The sequence below is a fragment of the Micromonospora qiuiae genome, from assembly GCF_016863555.1.
Taxonomy (GTDB): Bacteria; Actinomycetota; Actinomycetes; order Mycobacteriales; family Micromonosporaceae; genus Micromonospora; species Micromonospora qiuiae.
In genome coordinates this window covers 1-20,245 of record NZ_BOPC01000039.1, presented here as the reverse complement: position 1 = coordinate 20,245, position 20,245 = coordinate 1, and the positions used below count along the sequence as shown (strand labels likewise).

16 protein-coding genes and 1 pseudogene are annotated in these 20,245 nt (G+C 72.0%); 13 read left to right on the top strand and 4 right to left on the bottom strand.

Features of this window, described 5'->3' with window-relative positions; genetic code table 11:
* Positions 1-27: 27 nt before the first annotated feature.
* The 4 genes from Vqi01_RS15355 to Vqi01_RS15340 all read left to right on the top strand — a co-directional run bounded on the left by Vqi01_RS15355 (position 28) and on the right by Vqi01_RS15340 (position 2,882).
* Positions 28-528 carry a cation:proton antiporter regulatory subunit gene (locus Vqi01_RS15355; RefSeq protein WP_204035473.1) on the top strand — a complete coding sequence of 167 codons (501 nt, stop codon included), beginning with the start codon at positions 28-30 and terminating at the stop codon, positions 526-528.
* A 5-nt stretch (positions 529-533) separates the two neighbouring features.
* Positions 534-1,745: a cation:proton antiporter gene (locus tag Vqi01_RS15350; protein ID WP_204035542.1), complete on the top strand. Its 1,212-nt coding sequence runs from the start codon at positions 534-536 to the stop codon at positions 1,743-1,745.
* A gap of 181 nt (positions 1,746-1,926) precedes the next feature.
* Positions 1,927-2,355 (top strand): hypothetical protein, encoded by a 429-nt coding sequence (locus tag Vqi01_RS15345; RefSeq protein ID WP_204035472.1) that lies wholly within the window; start codon positions 1,927-1,929, stop codon positions 2,353-2,355.
* A 212-nt stretch (positions 2,356-2,567) separates the two neighbouring features.
* Entirely contained in the window at positions 2,568-2,882 is a 315-nt protein-coding gene (locus Vqi01_RS15340) for a hypothetical protein (protein ID WP_204035471.1), read from the top strand.
* Between the two features lie 283 nt (positions 2,883-3,165).
* Here Vqi01_RS15340 and Vqi01_RS15335 read toward each other — a convergent pair whose 3' ends face one another.
* The 4 genes from Vqi01_RS15335 to dnaK all read right to left on the bottom strand — a co-directional run bounded on the left by Vqi01_RS15335 (position 3,166) and on the right by dnaK (position 7,594).
* Entirely contained in the window at positions 3,166-3,603 is a 438-nt protein-coding gene (locus Vqi01_RS15335) for a heat shock protein transcriptional repressor HspR (RefSeq protein WP_204035470.1), read from the bottom strand.
* A gap of 29 nt (positions 3,604-3,632) precedes the next feature.
* On the bottom strand, positions 3,633-4,808 hold the full coding sequence (gene dnaJ, locus Vqi01_RS15330; protein WP_204035469.1) for a molecular chaperone DnaJ: 1,176 nt from the start codon (positions 4,806-4,808) through the stop codon (positions 3,633-3,635).
* Positions 4,809-4,893: 85 nt separating this feature from the next.
* Positions 4,894-5,670: a nucleotide exchange factor GrpE gene (gene grpE, locus Vqi01_RS15325; RefSeq protein WP_204035468.1), complete on the bottom strand. Its 777-nt coding sequence runs from the start codon at positions 5,668-5,670 to the stop codon at positions 4,894-4,896.
* A 46-nt stretch (positions 5,671-5,716) separates the two neighbouring features.
* A complete protein-coding gene (dnaK, locus tag Vqi01_RS15320; RefSeq protein WP_204035467.1) occupies positions 5,717-7,594 on the bottom strand; it encodes a molecular chaperone DnaK in 1,878 nt (625 codons plus the stop codon).
* 221 nt (positions 7,595-7,815) lie between these two features.
* On the opposite strand from dnaK, the gene Vqi01_RS15315 reads away from it, so the two are divergent.
* From Vqi01_RS15315 to Vqi01_RS15275, 9 genes and pseudogenes are all read left to right on the top strand, one after another.
* The gene (locus Vqi01_RS15315; RefSeq protein WP_204035466.1) at positions 7,816-9,654 is read left to right on the top strand and encodes an ABC transporter; all 1,839 of its coding nucleotides are present in this window, start codon (positions 7,816-7,818) and stop codon (positions 9,652-9,654) included.
* Positions 9,655-9,718: 64 nt separating this feature from the next.
* Complete coding sequence (locus tag Vqi01_RS15310; RefSeq protein WP_239098419.1) at positions 9,719-11,395, top strand: GTPase; 1,677 nt, start codon at positions 9,719-9,721, stop codon at positions 11,393-11,395.
* Positions 11,396-11,467: 72 nt separating this feature from the next.
* Positions 11,468-12,688: a hypothetical protein gene (locus Vqi01_RS15305; RefSeq protein WP_204035464.1), complete on the top strand. Its 1,221-nt coding sequence runs from the start codon at positions 11,468-11,470 to the stop codon at positions 12,686-12,688.
* A 146-nt stretch (positions 12,689-12,834) separates the two neighbouring features.
* Positions 12,835-13,314 carry a hypothetical protein gene (locus Vqi01_RS15300; RefSeq protein ID WP_204035463.1) on the top strand — a complete coding sequence of 160 codons (480 nt, stop codon included), beginning with the start codon at positions 12,835-12,837 and terminating at the stop codon, positions 13,312-13,314.
* A gap of 637 nt (positions 13,315-13,951) precedes the next feature.
* Positions 13,952-15,127, top strand: coding sequence for a pyruvate dehydrogenase (acetyl-transferring) E1 component subunit alpha (gene pdhA, locus Vqi01_RS15295; protein ID WP_204035462.1), 1,176 nt, complete (start codon positions 13,952-13,954; stop codon positions 15,125-15,127).
* Complete coding sequence (locus Vqi01_RS15290; protein ID WP_204035461.1) at positions 15,127-16,116, top strand: alpha-ketoacid dehydrogenase subunit beta; 990 nt, start codon at positions 15,127-15,129, stop codon at positions 16,114-16,116. Before pdhA ends, Vqi01_RS15290 begins: the two co-directional genes overlap by 1 nt.
* A gap of 5 nt (positions 16,117-16,121) precedes the next feature.
* Entirely contained in the window at positions 16,122-17,579 is a 1,458-nt protein-coding gene (locus Vqi01_RS15285; protein WP_204035541.1) for a dihydrolipoamide acetyltransferase family protein, read from the top strand.
* Positions 17,580-17,794: 215 nt separating this feature from the next.
* On the top strand, positions 17,795-17,932 hold the full coding sequence (locus Vqi01_RS15280) for a hypothetical protein (protein ID WP_204035460.1): 138 nt from the start codon (positions 17,795-17,797) through the stop codon (positions 17,930-17,932).
* 328 nt (positions 17,933-18,260) lie between these two features.
* Positions 18,261-20,245: pseudogene (locus Vqi01_RS15275) on the top strand (hypothetical protein); the annotation flags it as partial.

Sequence of the window (20,245 nt, the reverse complement as noted above, 5' to 3'; positions counted from 1 at the left end):
CCTCCGTCGTGTAAGTAGCCTGAGGCCGTGCGAGTACGCGTGGAACAGACGGCCCTGCCGGGGATCGGCGTACGTCACGACATGATGACGGAATCCGGCCGCCGGTTGGGGGTCGTCTCCCACCGCACCGGTCAACGCAACCTGGTGCTCTACGACCCGGACGACCCGGACGCCTGCACTGCGGACATCCCGCTCACCGACGAGGAGGCGACCGTGCTGGCCGACATCCTCGGCGCGTCGCTGATCCTCGAGCAACTCTCCGGGCTGCGCGAGCAGGCCGCCGGGCTGCTCACCGAGCAGATCGCCATCCCCGCCTCGTCGACCTACGTGGACCGACCAATGGGTGACGCGCAGATACGCAGCCGTACGGGTGCCTCGATCGTGGCCGTCCTGCGTGCCGGTGAGGTGATCGTCTCGCCGGCACCGGCCTTCCGCTTCAAGGCCGGCGACGTGGTGGTGGTGGTCGGCAACCGGCAGGGTCTGGACGGGGCGAGCGCGATCTTCGCCGACGACGGCCCAGCTGGCTGACCGTGGTGCACGACTTCACGACCCTGCTCATCCAGGTCGGCGCGCTGCTGTTCCTGCTCGGACTGCTCGGCCGACTCGCTCGCCGGATCGGCCTGTCACCGATCCCGCTGTACCTGCTCGCGGGGCTCGCGCTCGGCCACGGCGGCATCCTGGAACTGCACGCCAGCGAAGAGTTCTTCGCCGTCGGTGCGGAAATCGGCGTGATCCTGCTGCTGCTGATGCTCGGTCTCGAATACTCAGCCGTCGAGCTGGTCGGCAACCTGCGGTCGGCCGCCCCGGCCGGGTCGATCGACGCAGTGCTCAACGCGCTGCCGGGCGCGGCGTTCGCCCTGCTGCTCGGCTGGAACTGGGTCGGCGCGGTGGTACTCGCCGGGATCACCTGGGTCTCCTCTTCCGGGGTGATCGCCAAGATCCTGGCCGACCTGGGCCGGCTCGGCAACCGGGAGACGCCGGTGATCCTCTCGGTGTTGGTGGTCGAGGACCTGGCGATGGCGTTCTACCTGCCGCTGGCGACCGCGCTGCTGGCCGGGGTCGGGTTCGTGCGGGGCGGTGTCGCCCTCGGAGTCGCTGTGCTGACCGTGGTCACCGTGCTGGTGGTCGCCATCCGCTACGGGAAGCTCATCTCGAGGGCCATGTCCGTCGACAACTCCGAATCGCTGCTGCTCGGGGTGCTCGGCCTTACCCTGCTCGTGGCCGGGGTCGCGGCGAAGCTCCAGGTATCGGCTGCGGTGGGCGCGTTCCTGGTCGGAATCGCGCTCTCCGGGCCGGTGGCTCACCACGCCACCGAACTGCTGACCCCGGTGCGCGATTTGTTCGCCGCTGTCTTCTTCGTCTTCTTCGGGCTGGCCACCGACCCGCGACACATCCCGCCGGTGCTGCTGCCGGCGCTGCTGCTGGCGGCGGTCACCATGGCGACCAAGACGCTGACCGGGTACCTCGCGGCACGGCGGGTGGGCATCGCCGAACCGGGTCGCTGGCGGGCCGGCCTGGCCCTGGTACCCCGAGGTGAGTTCTCCATCGTCATCGCCGGGCTCGCGGTGAGCGCCGGCAGCGTCACCCCGGAGCTGGCCGCGCTCGCGGCGGCGTACGTGCTGATCACAGTGGTGGCCGGACCGATGCTCGCCCGGCTGCCGGACCTCGCCTGGTTCAAACGGTGGCTGCGGGCGCGCGCGGCGCTCCAGCAGACCAGGACGGCATCGGCCACCGGGCCAGCCTGACTCCGCCCGGCCAGCCTGACTCCGCTCGGTCGGCCGTCCGGGTGACCCGGCCGCCACCGGCGGATGCGGAATTGCTTCCTGTAGGGGCTACCCATACTCACCGGTACCGCGCTACGGTGTCGCCGCCAGGGTTCGCGGAGAGCGGGCACTCCCCCCGGCGAGCAGAGCGGAAGGTTGGCCGGTGAGCGTGCAGGATTCAGCGTTCCACGGCTTCGCCAACCCCGTCGATCCAAGCCCGGCGGAGTTGCGCGCGTGGGCGTACCACCCGGATTCGGTCTCGCTGGCGTCCATGCCACCGGACTGGGACCTGCTGGTCTCCGGCGACCGGTTGATCACGACGCTGTTCGACCTGGCGATGGATCCGAGCTGTCCGGCCCGCCGGTTCGCGCTGCACTGCCTCTACATCTACGCCGCCGACGGAATCCGGACGAATTTCCGCGCCCACCCGAAGCGGCGCTTCCGCAAACTGGTGGATCAGGCCGAACGCAACGGTGACGAGATGATGCGCACCTGGGCGCACAACAGCCGGGTGTTGCTGACCCGGCCGGAGCTGTTCGTCTACCGCGAGTGGTGCGAGGGCGGCCTGGTCCGCGAGAATCGCCGGCTTTAGCCCCGATCCCGGCCGGCCGGTTCGACTAATCGACGCAACTTCGGCGAAGTTGCGGTGTCAGCGCGCCCTTGAGGCAGCAACTTCGCCGAAACTGCGTGGATCACGCGCGAGGATTCCGTCGTTGACGGCGAACGGGCCGGGACCCCCCGTGGCTCCCGGCCCGCACGTCATCGGCGGATCGATCGTCAGCGCGATCCGCCCCGCTCCCGGCGATGCTGATCGGTACGCGACTGTCCCGCCCCGTGACCACCCCGGCCACCCTGAACGCCCTCGCTGGCAACACGGCTGCCTTGGCCACCGCTGTTGACCTCGCTGGCAACACGACCGCGGAGCCTGCCGGCCTGGCCGCTGAACCTGCCGGCCTTGACCTGATCGGAGAAGCGCTCCTTGATGATCCGGTCGAATCGCTGCCGGACATCCTCAGCCAGGTTGTCGAGCCGGTGCTCCGCGTCTTCGGCCACCTTCTTCGCCGCTTCCGTCATGCTTTCCGCCAGATCGGAGTCCGGTTTGAGATAGTTTGCAACTGACTCCTGAAGGCTAACGAAGACAACCCGTTCACCGCTCGGATTTTCCGAAATGCCATCAGATCAGGCCGCAGAGCACATCCGATCGAAGGCCGTCACCGAATCGGCTTGCGGACCCAGCCGATAAAACGCAGGTGCATCGCCAGTGGGTCCGGCGGCTCCGGGCCGAGGCGGATCAGGTCGGCTGCCGCCTCCTGCAACAGGTCCCGGCGGAGGGATCAAGCCTGACCGCCCGGAGCCGGGCACGGTGGGGCCACATCAGACCGGAATCGGCGAAAAGCGCAGGTCAGCGACCCGGGCTGCGGGGACGCCAGACCACCAGGGCGGTGCAGGTCTGGTTGATCGGCACCAGGTCGCGGCCGGGGAAGCGGGCCAGCGACTCGAGTTCGGCCATCCGGCGGTACGCCGCCTCCAGTTCGGCCTCCAGCTCGGCGACCCGCTGCTGGGCCTGCTCCAACAGCCGCTCCAGGCCGATGATCCGCTTGATCCCGGCGAGGTTGACCCCGTCGTCCTGGCTGAGCCGCTGCACCTCGCGCAGCAGCACCACGTCCCGAACGCTGTACCGCCGCCCACCGCCAGCCGCCCGACCCGCCTGCACCAGGCCGAGCCGGTCGTACTGGCGCAGCGTCTGCGGATGCATTCCCGCCATCCGTGCCGCGACCGAGATCATCAGCACCTTGGCCTCGTAGGCAGGGTCATCCGAACCGACGAAACCGTCCGCCATGCCGCTCACCTCCGTACCGCTTCACCGAGTCAATCGAACCGACGCACCCGCGCGTCGAGATGTTCCCGCCCGGCCGGCGGGGTCTGTGCGGCGAAGGTCTCCAGGGCCGCCCGGGCCTCGGCGGACAACCGTGCCGGCACCACCACGTCGAGCGTGACGAGCAGGTCACCGGCCTGACCGTCCCGACGGACCACACCCTTGCCCCGGGCCCGCAGGATCCGTCCGCTCGGCGTACCCGGGGGCACCCGCAGAGTGACCGCGCCGTCGAGGGTCGGCACCCGCAGGTCTGTGCCGAGCACCGCCTCCGCGAACGTGATCGGGACGGCCAGGGTGAGGTCGTCGCCGGTGCGCCCGAACAGCTCGTCCGGCCGGACCTTTACGTGCACGAACAGGTCGCCCGCCGGGCCGCCGCGCTCGCCCGGCTCGCCCCGGCCAGCCAGTCGGATCCGCTGTCCGTCGGCCACCCCGGCCGGGAAACGGACGTTGAGCGTACGGGTCTTGGTGACACCGCCGGTGCCCTGGCATTCCGGGCACTTCTCGTCGACAACGGTGCCGACGCCCTGGCAGTTGCGGCAGGGCTCGGAGAAGCTGAACGCCCCCTGGTTGCGGGTGGTCACCCCGGCACCGTGACAGACCGGGCAGTTCCGCGGCTGGGTGCCCGGCTTGGCGCCGCTGCCGTGACAGGTGTCGCAGACTCCGGGGGCCCGCAGCGTCAGCGGCAGGGTGACCCCCCGGACGGCATCGTCGAAGTCGAGCGCCACCTCGGTCTCGATGTCGCGACCGCGCGCCGGACCGGGTGCGCCCCCACCTCCCGCACCGCCCGAGAAGATCGAGCTGAACAGGTCCGAGATGTTACCGCCGGCGAACCGGCCCCCGCCGGACGAGCCAGCGCCGAACAGGTCCGACACGTCGAACGGCATACCGCCGGGCTGGCCCGCCTGGCGGGCGCCACGCCGGAACGCGCCCGAGCCGAACAGCGAACGCATCTCGTCGTACTCGCGGCGCTTGGCGTCGTCGCCGAGCACCGCGTACGCCTCGGAGACCGCTTTGAAGCGCTCCTCGGCCCTGGGATCACCGGGGTTGTGGTCCGGGTGCGACTCGCGGGCCAGCTTCCGGTACGCCTTCTTGATCTCGTCAGCGGGGGCGGTCTTCGCCACGCCCAGGACCGCGTAGTAGTCCTTTTCGATCCAGTCCTTGGAACTCAACCGTCCACCTCCTCCCCGCCTCCGGGCCGGGGCCGTCCCTGCCGCCGACGCTCGGCGGCAGGGACGGCCCGGTCACCGTCGTGCACTATTCCGGATCGGCGACCGCGACCAGCGCGGGCCGCAGCAGTCGCTCACCGATCTGGTAGCCCCGGCGCATCACCTGCACGCAGGTCGGCTCGGTGACGTCGGCCGAGGTCTGGTGGGTCACCGCCTCGTGCCGCGTCGGGTCGAACGGATCGCCCTGCTCACCGAAGGGGGCCAGCCCGAACTTGCCCAGCGTGCTGATCAACTGCTCGGCCACCGAGCCGAACGGGCCGACCAGGTCGCCGTGGTCCCGGGCGCGGTCCAGGTCGTCCAGGATCGGCAGCAGTGCGGCGAGCACTGAACCGATCGCCTGCTCGGTGACCAGGCCACGGTCGCGCTCGACCCGCTTGCGGTAGTTGGCGTACTCGGCCGACACGCGTTGCACGTCGCGCGTACGCTCCTCCAGCTCGGCGCGGAGCGCCTCCAGCTCGGCGGCGAGCCCGCCACCGCCGGCCTCCGCCGATTCCCCGGCCGGCCGATCTTCCGCCGGCTCTGCGGGAGAGTCCACCACCGGCGGGCCGTCCGTCGCCGAGTCGCTGAGCGCCGTGGTCTCCATCTCGATCGCGTCGACCACGACCTCGGCCTCCTCGACCAGCCCTTCCGCCGGGGCGTTCGAGCCGGCGTCGGCAGCCGCACCGTCCGGCTCGCGGGTCTGGTTGATCTTGCGATTGTTGCGGATGACAACCCGCGGCGCCTCGCCGGGGGCCGGCTCGGACGCCGAGCCACCCGGCGCCGACCCGGTGGCACCCGGGTCAGCGGCTCGGGGCTTCTCCGTCATTCGATTACCTCATCCCTTGCCTGTGAGTTCGAGTCCGCCAGGACCGTCACTTCTTGTCCTCGTCCACGATCTCCGCGTCGACCACGTCGTCGGCACCGCCGGCCTGGGCACCGCCGGCCTGGGCACCGCTGGCCTGGGCACCGCCGGCCGCGCCCGCACCGGCCGCACCGCCCGCCTGGGCCTGCTCGGCCTGCTGGGCGTAGAGCAGCGAGCCCGCCTCCTGCGACACCTGCGCCAGCCGCTCGTGCGCCGACTTGATCTTATCGATGTCGCTGCCACCGAGCGCGCCGCGCAGCTCGCCGAGGGCGTCGTTGAGCTTCTCGCGGTTGTCGGCGGGGAGCTTGTCCCCGTTCTCAGCGAGGAACTTCTCGGTCTGCCACTGCAGAGCCTCGGCCACGTTGCGGCTCTCCGCCTCGTCGCGGCGGCGCTTGTCCTCCTCCGCGTGCTCCTCGGCGTCCCGGCGCATCCGCTCGATGTCGTCCTTCGGCAGCGAGGAGCCACCGGTGATGGTCATCTTCTGTTCCTTGCCGGTGCCCAGGTCCTTGGCGTGGACGTTGACGATGCCGTTGGCGTCGATGTCGAAGGTGACCTCGATCTGCGGCACGCCGCGCGGCGCCGGCGGAAGACCGGTCAGCTCGAAGGTGCCGAGCTTCTTGTTGTACGCGGCGATCTCGCGCTCGCCCTGGAAGACCTGGATGAGCACCGACGGCTGGTTGTCGTCGGCGGTGGTGAACACCTCGGACCGCTTGGTCGGGATGGTGGTGTTGCGCTCGATCAGCTTGGTGAAGATGCCGCCCTTGGTCTCGATGCCCAGGCTCAGCGGCGTCACGTCGAGCAGCAGGACGTCCTTGACCTCGCCCTTGAGCACACCGGCCTGGAGGGCGGCGCCGACGGCGACGACCTCGTCCGGGTTGACGCCCTTGTTGGGCTCCTTGCCGGTGAGCTGCTTGACCAGGTCGGTCACGGCCGGCATCCGGGTCGAGCCACCGACCAGGATGACGTGCTCGACGTCGGAGACCTTGATCCCGGCGTCCTTCACGGCCTGCTCGAACGGGACCTTGCAGCGGTCCAGCAGGTCCTGCGTCATCCGCTGGAACTCGGCGCGGCTGAGCGACACGTCGAGGTGCAGCGGGCCGGCGGCGCCGGCGGTGATGTACGGCAGGTTGATGTTGGTGGTGGTCGCGGCGGACAGCTCGATCTTCGCCTTCTCGGCCGCCTCCTTGAGCCGCTGCCCCGCCATCTTGTCCTGCGAGAGGTCGATGCCGTGCTCGCCGCGGAAGGTCTTGACCAGGTGGTCGATGATGCGCTGGTCCCAGTCGTCACCACCGAGCTGGTTGTCACCGCTGGTCGACTTGACCTCGACGACGCCTTCGGCCAGCTCGAGCAGCGACACGTCGAAGGTGCCACCACCGAGGTCGAAGACCAGCACGGTCTGCTCCTTGGAGCCCTTGTCCAGCCCGTACGCCAGGGCGGCCGCGGTCGGCTCGTTCACGATCCGCAGCACGTTGAAGCCGGCGATCTCACCGGCCTCCTTGGTGGCCTGGCGCTGGCCGTCGTTGAAGTAGGCCGGGACGGTGATCACCGCGTCGGTGATCTGCTCGCCCAGGTACGCCTCGGCGTCGCGCTTGAGCTTCATCAGCGTCCGGGCCGAGATCTCCTGCGAGGTGTACTTCTTGCCGTCGATGTCGACGGACCAGTTGGTGCCGACCTCCCGCTTGACCGAGCGAATGGTCCGATCCGGGTTCGTCACCGCCTGGCGCTTGGCAACCTCGCCGACGAGCACCTCGCCGTTGCGGGCGAACGCGACGATCGACGGGGTCGTCCGCGAGCCCTCAGCGTTGGCGATGACGGTGGGCTCACCGCCTTCCAGGACGCTGACGCAGGAGTTCGTCGTGCCGAGGTCGATACCGACCGCACGTGCCATCTTCGCTTCCTCGCTTCGTGACGTTGATCAGGGGACGGGCCCACCCGTCGCCGCTGTCCGGCGGGCGCCGCCCGCAGCGACCCCACCTCAAGTTGAGTGAACTTGACTCAATAGTGCCACGCCCGTCGCAATCGTCAAGTCAAGTTGAGTCGGATCGGCGCAACTCGGTGCTCGCCGCGGACTGGTTGTCTTAACTTGTGTCGGTCGGGCACGCTTTAGCGGTGACGACGAACGGCGATCCCGCCTCTCTCTCCGGCGCGCCCGCCGTCGCAGCTCGCACCGGCTTCAACGCCGGGAAGGACCGGCCCGCAACCGGGGACGACCGCCTGCCCGACGCCCTGACCGGCCTGCGCGCCGCGATCGGGGCAGCCCGGTTTCCGCTGGCCCTGCCCTCGGCCGAACCTGCCGAGCGGATCGGCACCGCCCTCGCCGACCAGCTCGACGACTACCTGCTGCCCCGACTCGCCCGCCTCGACGCGCCGCTGCTCGTGGTGGTGGGCGGTTCCACCGGCGCCGGCAAGTCGACCCTGGTCAACAGTCTGGTACAGGCTCGGGTCAGCGCCGTCGGAGTGCTGCGACCCACCACCCGGTCCCCGGTACTGGTCTGTAATCCGGCCGACTCGCCCTGGTTCCGCCGGGGAGAGCTGCTGCCCGGTCTGACCCGCACCAACCACCCCAGCGCGGACCCCGGCACCCTGCAGCTGGTCACCGCCCCGGCGCTTCCCCCCGGGCTGGCGTTTCTGGACGCCCCCGACATCGACTCGGTGGTCGACGCCAACCGGGCGCTGGCCGGTCAACTGCTCGCCGCCGCCGACCTCTGGCTCTTCGTCACCACCGCCGCCCGCTACGCCGACGCCGTCCCCTGGGAGTTGCTGCACGGCGCGCGGGCCCGCGGCGCGGTGATCGCCCTGGTGCTCGACCGGGTGCCGGCGGAGGCCACCGACGAGGTCGCCGCCCACCTCGCCGAGATGCTCGCCGAGCAGGATCTTGGCTCGGCGCCGCTATTCGTCCTGCCGGAGACCTGGGTCGACGGGCAGGGCCTGCTGCCCGACCGGGTCACCGCCCCGCTGGCGGACTGGTTCGCCCGGCTCGCCGCCGACGCGGACGCCCGCTCGGCGGTGGTGCGGCAGACCCTGGGCGGCGCCCTGGCCGCGCTGCAACCGGCGGTGCAGAGCCTCGCCGAGGCCGCCGACGAGCAGGTGGCCGCCGCCGACGCATTGGACGACCGGGTACGCGCCGCGTACCGGGCCGCGAACCGGACGGTCGAACAGGGGCTGCGTGACGGCCGGATGCTCCGCGGCGAGGTGCTCGCCCGTTGGCAGGAGTTCATCGGCACCAGCGAGTTCTTCCGCAGCCTGGAGGCGCGGGTAGGCCGGCTGCGCGACCGGATGATGGCCGCGTTCAGCCGACGGCCGGCACCGACGGCGCAGCTACGCGACGCGATCGAGTCCCAGCTGTCGACCCTGCTGCTCGGCGTGGCGGCCGAGGCGGCCGAGCACGCGTACACCGGGTGGAAGGCGCACCCCGCCGGGGCCGCACTGCTCGACCCGAGCCTGGCCCACCACTCTCCCGAGCTGCCCGAACGGGTCGAGCGGTTGATCCGTGACTGGCAGCGTGGCGTGCTGGAACTGGTTCGCGCCGAAGGTGGCGACCGGCGCTTCGTGGCCCGGACGGCGGCGTACGCGGTCAACGCCACCGGGCTGGTCGTGATGATCGCGGTCTTCGCCTCGACCGCGTTCATCCCGACCGGGTTGGAGGTTGCCACCGGCGCGGGCACCACCGTCGCCGGGCAGGCGGTGCTTCAGGCGATCTTCGGCGATCAGGCCGTCCGGACGCTGGCCGGCAAGGCCCGCGATGACCTGCTGAAGCGGATACGGTTCCTGCTGGACGCCGAGGCCGCCCGCTACCTGACCCGGACCGAACAGTCGCGACCGGCCGCCCGGACCGCGGCAGAGCTGCGCCGGGCAGCCGAACGGGTGGAGGCGGCCCGGCTGCAAAGCGGATTTGCCGGCGCGGCGCCGCGACTGAGCGCGCCGGCCGATGAGGGGCGGCACCCGTGAACGACCAGACCAGATCGGCTCCGCGCCCGCGCTCTGTCGCTCAGGCGCCGGGCAGGGAGTCGCGGTGAGCGGCCTGGGCGGACGCCTACGCGAGGCGTTGCGGGCCGACGGGCGGGTGGACGCCGATCAGCTGGTCGCCCGGCTTGAGGCGGTGCAGCGGTTCCTCGGCATCGTCGACGGGCTCCTGCCGGACACTCCGCTGGTGCCGGCGCGCACCGTGTTGGAGCGGGCCGGGGCCCGGCTGGCGCTGTCCCGTGATCACACCGTCGTGGCACTGGCCGGCGCGACCGGCAGCGGCAAGTCGAGCCTGTTCAACGCGATGGCCCGAATGGAACTGTCACCCGTCGGGGTGCGCCGACCCACCACCGGCGTCGCCCACGCCTGCGTCTGGGGACCGCTCGACGGCGGCAGCCGGCTGCTCGACTGGCTCGGCGTGCTGCCCCGGCACCGGTTCGTGCGGGAAAGCGTGCTGGACGGCGACGACGAGTCCACACTGCACGGGCTGATCCTGCTCGACCTGCCGGACTTCGACTCGGTGCAGCACTCGCACCGGATCGAGGTGGACCGGCTGCTCGGCCTGGTGGACCTCGTGGTCTGGGTCGTCGATCCGCAGAAGTACGCCGACCGGGTGGTGCACCGCAGCTACCTCCGGGAGTTCCACCGGCACCGCGACGTCACCCTGGTCGTGCTCAACCAGGCCGATCGGCTGGCGCCGGCCGACCTACCCCGGGTGCTCGCCGACCTGCGTCGGCTGCTCGACGCCGACGGGCTGGAGGGAGTTCCGCTGCTGGCCACCACCGTCGCGGACCCGAACGGTCCGGACGGCCTGCGGGAGGCGCTGGAGCGTACGGTCGCCGAGCGGCAGGCCGCGCTGCGCCGGCTCTCCGGGGACGTGGACGCCGTGGTCGCCGCGCTGGACGAGATGGTCGGAGCACCGGGGACGGCGCTCGCCCCGGACGATCCCGCCGTCAACACGCTGGACCGGGCGCTGAGCGCGGCGGCGGGGGTGCCAGCGGTTGCGGCCGCGGTCGAGGACGCCTACCGGCACCGGGCCGCGTCGGCCACCGGCTGGCCGTTGGTCCGGTTCTGGCGACGGCTACGTCCCGATCCGCTACGCCGCCTGCACATCTCCGGTCCGCCGGGCGACCCGGCGGAGAGCCTGGTCGCCGCGACCTCGGTGCCCGAGCCCAGTGCCGCCGACAAGTCCGCGCTGGTATTGGCCCTGCGTGCCGTGGCCGAACGGGCCGGGTCCGGCCTGCCGAGCGCTTGGCCGAACGCGGTGACCAGGGCCACCCGGTCCCGTCTCGGCGACCTGCCGGATGCCCTGGACCGCGCGGTCGCCGGTGCCGACCTGGGCATGGACCGACCCCGGCCCTGGTGGCGGCTGGTCGGCGGGGCGCAGTGGCTGGTGACGCTCGCCGCCCTGGTCGGGTTGGGCTGGCTGCTCCTCGGCTACGCGCTGCGGATCCTCGGCCTGCCCGAGCTGCAGCACCCAATGGTCGGCGAGGTGCCGGCGCCGACCCTGCTGCTGCTCGGCGGGCTGGTGGCGGGGCTGCTGCTGGCCGCGCTGACCCGCCCCGTCGTCCGGTGGGCCGCGCGGCGTGCCCGGCAACGGGCACAGGCACGGTTGACTGCGGCGGTGGCCGCCGTCGGTGACGAGTACGTCCTCGCCCCGGTGCGCGCGGTGATCGCCGCGCACGCCGACGCGCGAACCGTCCTGGAGGTCGCCCGTCACCGGTGAGGTCCGCTGCCCACGAGCGGGCTCGGCCCGCTCACCGAGTGGATGGGCGGTGAGCGGCGTAGGGTCGGGGTCATGGCCACGCCACAAACCCCCTACGAGGCGGTCCTGCACGCCGCGCGCGACGTGACCAAGCTCGACTCGGCCCTCGACGCGGAAATGCTCGGCGCGGCGCTGCTCGGCAGCGTGTACGAGATCGCCGAGACGGACCGGGAGGCGGCGGTGCGCGAATTCGTCGCTGATTTCCTCGCGGCCACCTCGCGCCGGCGGGCCGCCGCGGCGACCACCGTTCGCGCGGTCTTCGCGGCCCTGGTGCCGGAAGCGACCGGCGCGGACCGGGTACGCCCCGGCGCCAGCGCACCAGCCTGGTCCGGTCAGCTCGGCCGGGTGCACCTCACCGGCAGTTGGGCGTACGGCGACGTCTACGGCGACCAGACCTCCTACCTGGCCACCTTCGCCTACGACGACGACACCGGCGGGCCGGAGCACGCACTGGTGGCGCTGATCGACCACAACATCGGCATCACGAAGGACGTCTTCGTCGGCGGGCCGGCCGACCTGATTCTGGATCAGGTCCGGACACTGTGCGCCGCCGACGAGCTGACCTGGTTCCGGGAGGAGGATCCGATCCGGGTGCGGGGCGAGGTGAGCCGGCACCTGGCGGTCACCGACCAGTTGGGGCAGTTGCCCGGGGCGAGTTCACTGGCCACGGACCGCGCGCTGGTCGGGGCCCGGTTGGCGATTCTGCCCGTCGCGGCGGCACCAGCTCCGCCGGCCGATGATCCGCTGCCGGAGACCGAACGGGGCGAGGAGATCCGGCGTTTCCTGGCCTCACCCGAGGCGGCCCGGGCCGGGCTGGCCACCACCGTCGATGACGCGGAGCTGGCCTCGCTGCACTTCTGTCTGGGTCTGCTGCTCGACCACGCGGCGACCTTCCCGGACGCCGACCCGCTGCGGTGGAGCCCGACGGTGGCCGGGCTCTTCCTGCTCGACTGGGTACACCGTCGCGCCGTGCTGGACATGGACGACGCGGCGATGCTGCCCCGGGTGCTACGCGCCTGGGCCGGGTACGCCGCTCGCCGACGCGGGTTGTCCGCAGCGGCGGCGGCCGCGACCGACGCCGCGATCGAGGAGATGGTGCCGGAGTTCGCCCGGCTCTACGCAACCGGCGAGCGACGTAGCCCGGCGACCGCCGCCGTCGCCCAGTTGATGGCCGACGGCGTCGATCCGGACGATCCGGCCGCCCTCGACGCCTGGATCGATGCCAACCGCCACCGCCTCACCGACGACGGCTGACGGTCCTGCCCGCTCAACCGAAGAGCGCGACCGGGGAGGACGCGGGCGTCTGACCGCTCGGATCGGCCGACGCACAAGGTTCCCCCGGCGCACTCGGTTCCGCCGACGGACCCGGCTCCGCCGACGCACTCGGCTCGACGGAGGCGGTGGGCATCGCCGAGGCACTCGGCTCCAGCGAGGCACTCGGCTCGACGGAGGCGGTGGGCGCCACCGAGGCGCTCGGCTCAGGCGTGGGCGACGGTGAACCGGTGGGTGATGGCGGGCTCGGGTGCGGTGCCGGTGACGGGGCCGGCGTGGGAACGGGCCGGGGCACCGGGGTGATCGTGGGCGGCTCCGGACGGCGTACCGGGGGCTCGACCGACGTGACGGAGGGTACGGGCGCCTCCTGCCCGGCCGGATCGACGGGCGAGTCCGCCGGTCTGGCGGACGGCCACGCCGCCCCGGTGGCCGGCGGAGCGCCGCTGGGCGGCGGCGGGATGACCACCGGGCCGATCGAGGGCGTCGGGATGAACGGCGTCCTGCTGTCCGGCAACGCGGTGCTGCCGACCGTCGCGGAACCGGTGCTGATCGCGGCGAGGACCGGCATCGAGGCGGTACCGGCGAGCAGCGCCACGGTGAGCAGATAACCACGGGTGGGGCCGGTGGTACGGGCGGCTCGGTGCACCCCCACCACTCGGCGGTAGCTGCCGGGTGCCCGGTGCCGGCCGAGGCCCGCCGCCCCGGGGCCCTCACCTGGTTCGGACACCTTCGCTCCTCGTCGTCGTCCCTGGCCAGGCCGTCGGATGCGGGCCCGGCGGACCGACGTAGATGGATCGCCAGCCCGCGCGAACAGCCTGGGTCAGTCACTCTGGGTAGGCCAACCCCACGCCGCGTGTCGACACGCATATCTGGCCGAATGGTGACAAAAGACGGCCGCTCGTTCGCATGGCGTTCCTTTGGACACTCCGGCATTTCAGGTAACGAAGCGGATCGCCGCCGGGATGTGGGCCGGGCGGGCTGTGGGAGGACTCACCCCTGATGGGACTATGGAGGTCACGACGGCAGCGCAGCCGCGATCTCCGCGCACCCACGCGGCAGACACGACTGGGCGCCGGCGCTCCCGAACCGGGTTCGGCCATGAATCCGGCTCACGCCGCGCGGCAACCCCCACCGGGGCTAGGCGCGGCCGCCAGGAACCGATCCCGGCACCAGCCGGGGCCGGCGTACGAGTCGCGCGGCCGGGTGACCCCCCGGTGCCGACGCAGACACGACAGGGAGAGACGGATGGCAAAGGGCGACCCCGGGGCCAGCACCCGCGGCCGGCGAGCCGCACCCCGATCCAGGAAGGCCGTGACCGGCGACCCGGAACTGGTGCAATTGCTCACCCCGGCGGGTGAGCGGATCGACAGCGTGACCGGCCCGGACGGCACCGAGTACCGCGTCGACTTCACCGACGAGGAGTACCGCGGCCTCTACCGCGACCTGGTGCTCGTACGGAAGTTGGACGCCGAGGCGACGGCCCTGCAACGGCAGGGTGAGCTGGGCATCTGGGCGAGCCTGCTCGGCCAGGAGGCGGCCCAGGTCGGCTCGGGCCGGGCGCTGCGTACGCAGGACATGGCCTTCCCCACCTATCGCGAACACGGCGTGCTCTACTGCCGCGGCATCGACCCGATCATGCCGCTGGGCCTGTTCCGCGGCGTTGACCAGGGCGGCTGGGACCCGAACGAGTTCAAGTTCAACATGTACACGATCGTGATCGGCGCGCAGACCCTGCACGCGACCGGTTACGCGATGGGCGTCACGATGGACGGCAGGACCGGCACCGATGACGGCGAGGCGGTGATCGCCTACTTCGGCGACGGCGCCAGCAGCCAGGGCGACGTCAACGAGTCCTTCGTCTGGGCCGGGGTGTTCAACGCCCCGCTGGTCTTCTTCTGCCAGAACAACCAGTACGCCATTTCCGAACCGCTGGAGCGGCAGACCCGCATCCCGCTCTACCGGCGGGCCGCCGGTTTCGGCTTCCCGGGCACCCGGGTGGACGGCAACGACGTGCTGGCCACGTACGCGGTCACCCGGCACGCGCTGGACAACGCCCGGCACGGGCAGGGCCCGAGCCTGATCGAGGCGTACACCTATCGGATGGGAGCACACACCACCTCCGACGATCCGACCCGCTACCGGATCGCCAGCGAGGTCGAGGCGTGGCAGGCCAAGGACCCGATCGCCCGGATGAAGGCGTTCCTGGAGCGGGAGAAGATCGCCGACGAGGGCTTCTTCACCGACATCGACGAGCAGGCCCGCCGAGAGGCCATCGACCTGCGCGAACGGGTGCTGGCGATGCCGGACCCGGAGCCGGTCACCCTGTTCGACCACGTCTACCCGAACGGGTCGCCGCTGCTGGACGAGCAGCGCGCGCAGTTCAGCCGGTACCTGGAGTCGTTCGAGGGGAGCGTGCACTGATGGCCACGGAGACGCTCACCCTCGGCAAGGCCCTCAACATCGGTCTGCGTAAGGCCCTGGAGAACGACCCGAAGGTCGTGATCATGGGTGAGGACGTCGGCAAGCTCGGCGGCGTCTTCCGGATCACCGACGGCCTCCAGAAGGACTTCGGCGACCAGCGGGTCATCGACACCCCGCTCGCCGAGTCCGGCATCATCGGCACTGCCGTCGGCCTGGCCATCCGCGGCTACCGGCCGGTCTGCGAGATCCAGTTCGACGGCTTCGTCTACCCGGCGTACGACCAGATCGTGTCGCAGGTGGCGAAGATGCACTACCGCTCGCGCGGCAAGCTGAACATCCCGATGGTCATCCGGATCCCGTTCGGCGGCGGCATCGGTGCGGTGGAGCACCACTCGGAGTCGCCCGAGGCGTACTTCGCACACACCGCCGGACTCAAGGTGGTCTCCTGCGCCAGCCCGCAGGACGCGTACGTGATGATTCAGCAGGCCATCGTCTCGGACGACCCGATCGTGTTCCTGGAGCCGAAGCGGCGCTACTGGGAGAAGGGGCAGGTGGACCTGGACGCCCCGCTGGCCGAGGCGTACCCGCTGCATGCGGCCCGGGTCGCGCGGGCCGGCACCGACGCCACCCTGCTGGCGTACGGTCCGATGGTCCGCACCTGCCTGGACGCCGCGGCCGCCGCCGCCGAGGACGGCCGCGACCTGGAGGTCATCGACCTGCGTACGCTCTCCCCGCTGGACCTGGGCGTGGTGTACGAGTCGGTGCGGCGCACCGGACGCGCGGTGGTGGTGCACGAGGCACCGTCCAACGTCGGCCTGGGCGCGGAGATCGCGGCCCGGATCACCGAGGAGTGCTTCTACTCGCTGGAGTCGCCGGTGCTGCGGGTGACCGGTTTCGACACCCCCTACCCGGCCGCGCGGATGGAGGAGGAGTACCTCCCCGACCTCGACCGGGTGCTCGACGCCGTCGACCGCACTTTCGGCTGGTGAGCAGCATGTCCCGGATCAAGGAGTTCAACCTGCCCGACCTGGGCGAAGGGCTGACCGAGGGCGAGATCCTCGCCTGGCTGGTCAAGGTGGGCGACACGATCGAGCTGAACCAGCCGATCGTCGAGGTGGAGACCGCCAAGGCGGCCGTGGAGATCCCGGCGAAGTGGGCCGGCCAGGTCCAGGCCATCTACCACCCGGAAGGCACCACGGTCGCGGTCGGCACCCCGATCATCGCGATCGACACCGATCCCGGGGCCGGGCCGGTCGAGTCGTCGTCGACTGCGGACCTGCCCACTCCCTCGGCCGCCTCGCTGGCCGCCGTCGAGGTCGCGCCGGCCGAGGGGGCGGTCGAGCCGGGCATGATCGGCGGCCCCGCCCCGGGCGGTCGCACGGCGGTCCTGGTCGGCTACGGCCCCCGGACCACCACAGCCAAGCGCCGGCCTCGCAAGGGAGCCGCCCCGGCTCAGGCCACCTCTGCTCCGCTTGTGCCGGTGCCGGTCCAGGCCGCGCCGGCCACGGTGCCGACCGTTGCGGTGTCGCCCGCCCCGGCGGTGAACGGCACCTCCCGGGGCGGTGGGCCGGTGCTGGCCAAGCCGCCGGTGCGCAAGCTCGCCAAGGATCTCGGCGTCGACCTGCGCACGTTGACCGGGTCCGGGCCGCTGGGTTCGATCACCCGGGAGGACGTGCAGCGGGCGGCGGCAACGGCGACAGCCGAGCCGCTGGCGGTCGCCCCGCCCGGCCCGTCGGCGGCGAGCTTCGGCGCCGACCGCGAGCAGCGCATCCCGGTGAAGGGGGTACGCAAGCTCACCGCCGAGAACATGTCCCGCTCGGCGTTCACCGCACCGCACGTCACCGAGTTCCTGACCGTGGACGTGACGCGGGCGATGAAGGCCCTGGACCGGCTGCGCGGCCGGCGGGAGTGGCGCGACGTACGGGTCTCGCCGCTGCTGCTGGTGGCCAAGGCGGTGCTGCTGGCGGTCAAGCGGCATCCGATGGTCAACTCGACCTGGGCCGGCGACGAGATCGTCGTCAAGGAGTACGTCAACCTGGGCATCGCGGCGGCCACCGAGCGGGGCCTGATCGTGCCGAACATCAAGGACGCCGGCCGGCTCACCCTGCGCGAGTTGGCCGACGCACTGACCGACCTGGTGCAGACGGCCAAGGCCGGGAAGACCTCGCCGGCCGACATGTCCGGCGGCACCCTGACCATCACCAATGTCGGTGTGTTCGGGGTGGACACCGGCACGCCGATCCTGCCACCGGGTGAGTCGGCGATCCTGGCCTTCGGGGCGGTTCGCGAGCAGCCCTGGGTCCACAAGGGCAAAGTCAAGCCGCGCCTGGTCACCACGCTCGGGCTCTCCTTCGACCACCGGATCATCGACGGTGAGCTGGGCTCGAAGTTCCTGCGCGACGTGGGCGACTTCCTCACCGACCCGGAGGCGGCGCTGCTCGCCTGGACCTGACGCAGCACGACGACGGCCGGTGTGCCAAGGGGTTGACCCCCGGCACGCCGGCCGTTGCCATTGACTGAAAAAATAGGCCTTAACGCTGGCTCAGGCTTAAGATTCTTAGGCAGGTGTCCAAACTCACCTTACAATCGCTGGATACCGGCATGGGTTTGCGGTTCAATGGAGACATCGGCAGGTCGACAACCGAATAGCCAGGAGGAGAGACCACCATGAGCATGATCGAGCGAATCCGGAACCGCCGCGAGGCCAACCGCCGCGCCCGCGCCATCGAGCGGGCCCTGCGCTCCGCCAGTTCGCCCTCGGTCCGTGACGAGATCCTCGCCATCGCCCAGCGTCACATGCACTGACGCCATCCGACCTTGTTCGCCTCCTCCAGACCGACGACCCGCCCGGGCCACCGGGCGGGTCGTCGGCGTTCGTACCGGGCGGCTGACACCGGGATACCGCCCCGCCGCAGCGCCCGGTACGGTGGGGCTCGGTCGTCGTCCGCAGTCGGGGACAGGTCGAGGCGATAGAAGCATCTCGACACCATCCGGCAACGGACAGTGACGATCAATGCTCCCCGGAGGCCCACCGGCGGCCACCGGGATACGGTGCGGGGAGCCGGCACCTGCCGGCTTGCCCTACCGAGACCATCGGCGACAGCGGCCAACATGTGATGGAGGAGGCGCACGCATGACGTCCGAGGGCCCGCACCGCCCCGGCCAAGAGCCGGACGAGGTGCCGCCGGGCGGCGGCGGACCGGCTCAGCAGGACAGCGGGTATGGCGCGAGCGCCCCCGACCTCGGCTGGGCCCCCGCACCGCCCGCTCAATCCGATGCAGCCACGCCCGCCTGGACCAGCCAGCAGGGCGCCCCGTGGGGCAGCGCCCAGGTGACCCGCCAGGCGGAGTCACCGGCCCCCGCCGCCTGGGAGACGACCGGCGGCAGCCAACCGTCCTGGACGCCCCAGGGTGAGCAGACCGGTCAGCGTTGGCCACCGGCCACATCATCCGCATCGGACCAACCATCTTGGGCGTCCGATCAGAGCAACCCGGCTCGGACCGATCCCACCACCTTGGATGCGGCCCAGCCGACAGAATGGACGCCGAACCAGGCCGGACCGGGCTGGGCCGGCCAGTCATCGTCCGGCCAACCCGCGGCATGGGCCGGCGGCCAACAGCCGGAATGGTCCTCCGCATCGCAGGCCGAGCAGCAGACGCCGAGCTGGGCGGCAGCCGCAAACATCTCCGAGCCGGCCAAGCCCGACTGGGCACAGACCGACCAGCCCGCACCGGTCCACTCGGAGTCGGCGGCCCGGGCCACGGCGCAGGTGCCGCAACCGAATGCCGCGCCGCAGCACCGGCCTGCCCCCGACGAGGCGGCCCGATCCGGCGGGTGGCAGACCGACCAGCCGGGGCAGCCCGGATGGGCCACCGGCCAGCAGCCGGAGCCAGCAGCCGGTGGATGGGCTGGTGACCAGCAGCCGGCCGAGGGCTGGCCGGCCGGCGACCAGCAGCCGGCCGAGAGTTGGCAGGCCGGCGACCGACTGGCGCAACCCGACTGGGCCACCCCACAGCCGGCCGATCCGGTCGGCTGGTCCGGTAGTGGCAACGGGACCGATGCAGGTCCACAGTGGTCGCCGTCGGCGCAGAACCCGCCGACGGCAGCGTGGACGCCCGCCGAGCCCGCCACCGGATCGGCACGACCCGGCGACCCCGCACCACCGCCGTCCTGGAGCCCGTCGCAGGAACCGCTGCCGTCCCGTACCGCAGCCGAACGGCCGTCGCTCGACATGGAGCCGTGGGCACCCGGCGAGGCGTGGGGCAACGCTGGCTCGGCGGAGCCCGAAGCGGCTCGGCCGGGCACCCAGTCCGAGGCGGGGCGCGCCGACGGCGGCCCGATCTACCAGCCCGCGCCGAGCCCCGGTATCTCGCCGGCCAACATGGTGCCGCTGCCGCCTCAGGAGCAGCGGGTGCCGGGCGCCAGCCTGGCGGCCACGCCCCCCGCTGACTACGTCCCGCCGGCCGCGTTCCCGGCGGACCAGGCCGGCCAGGGCCTACCCCTGGGCACCGACCAGCCGGCCGGCGGCATGAGCTGGGGGCAACCCGAGCCACGGCACGACGAGCCGCAGTCGCCCGCCATCCCGTCACCACGCACCTCCCCGGAGTCCGCCGGCCGGGCGACCCCGCCGGCGAACGCTGGCGGCGTCTCGGCAAGCGCCTCGGTACCACTGGCCAGCCGGGTGGCGCCTCCCGCCGACCACGCGGCCCTGCCGGCGGGCACGCCCCCGCCGCAGCCCCGGGTGTACGGCCGAGCCACCCAACCCGAACAACCGGCGGAGCCGGCCCAGGAGCGGGACGATCACTCGCCCCGGTTCGACCAGGGCCCCGATCCACGCTTCGGCGACCGGGACACCCCGGACGCCTTCTCGGCGGCGAACGCTCCTGCCTCGCCGGCCCCGGCACCGTCCTTCCCACCGGGGCTGCCCGCCTTCGCCGACGCGCCGCCGACCAGTCGGGCGATGAACGGTGTCAAGCCGCACGCCGATCCGGAGCGGCCGGCCGACCCGTTCGCCCCGCCGTCCGGCGACCGCTTCGGCGGCTCGAGTGGTGACCCCTTCGGGGGTCCCGGCGGTGGTTCCTTCGGCGGCCCGGGTGCCGGCTCCTTCGGCGGCCCCGG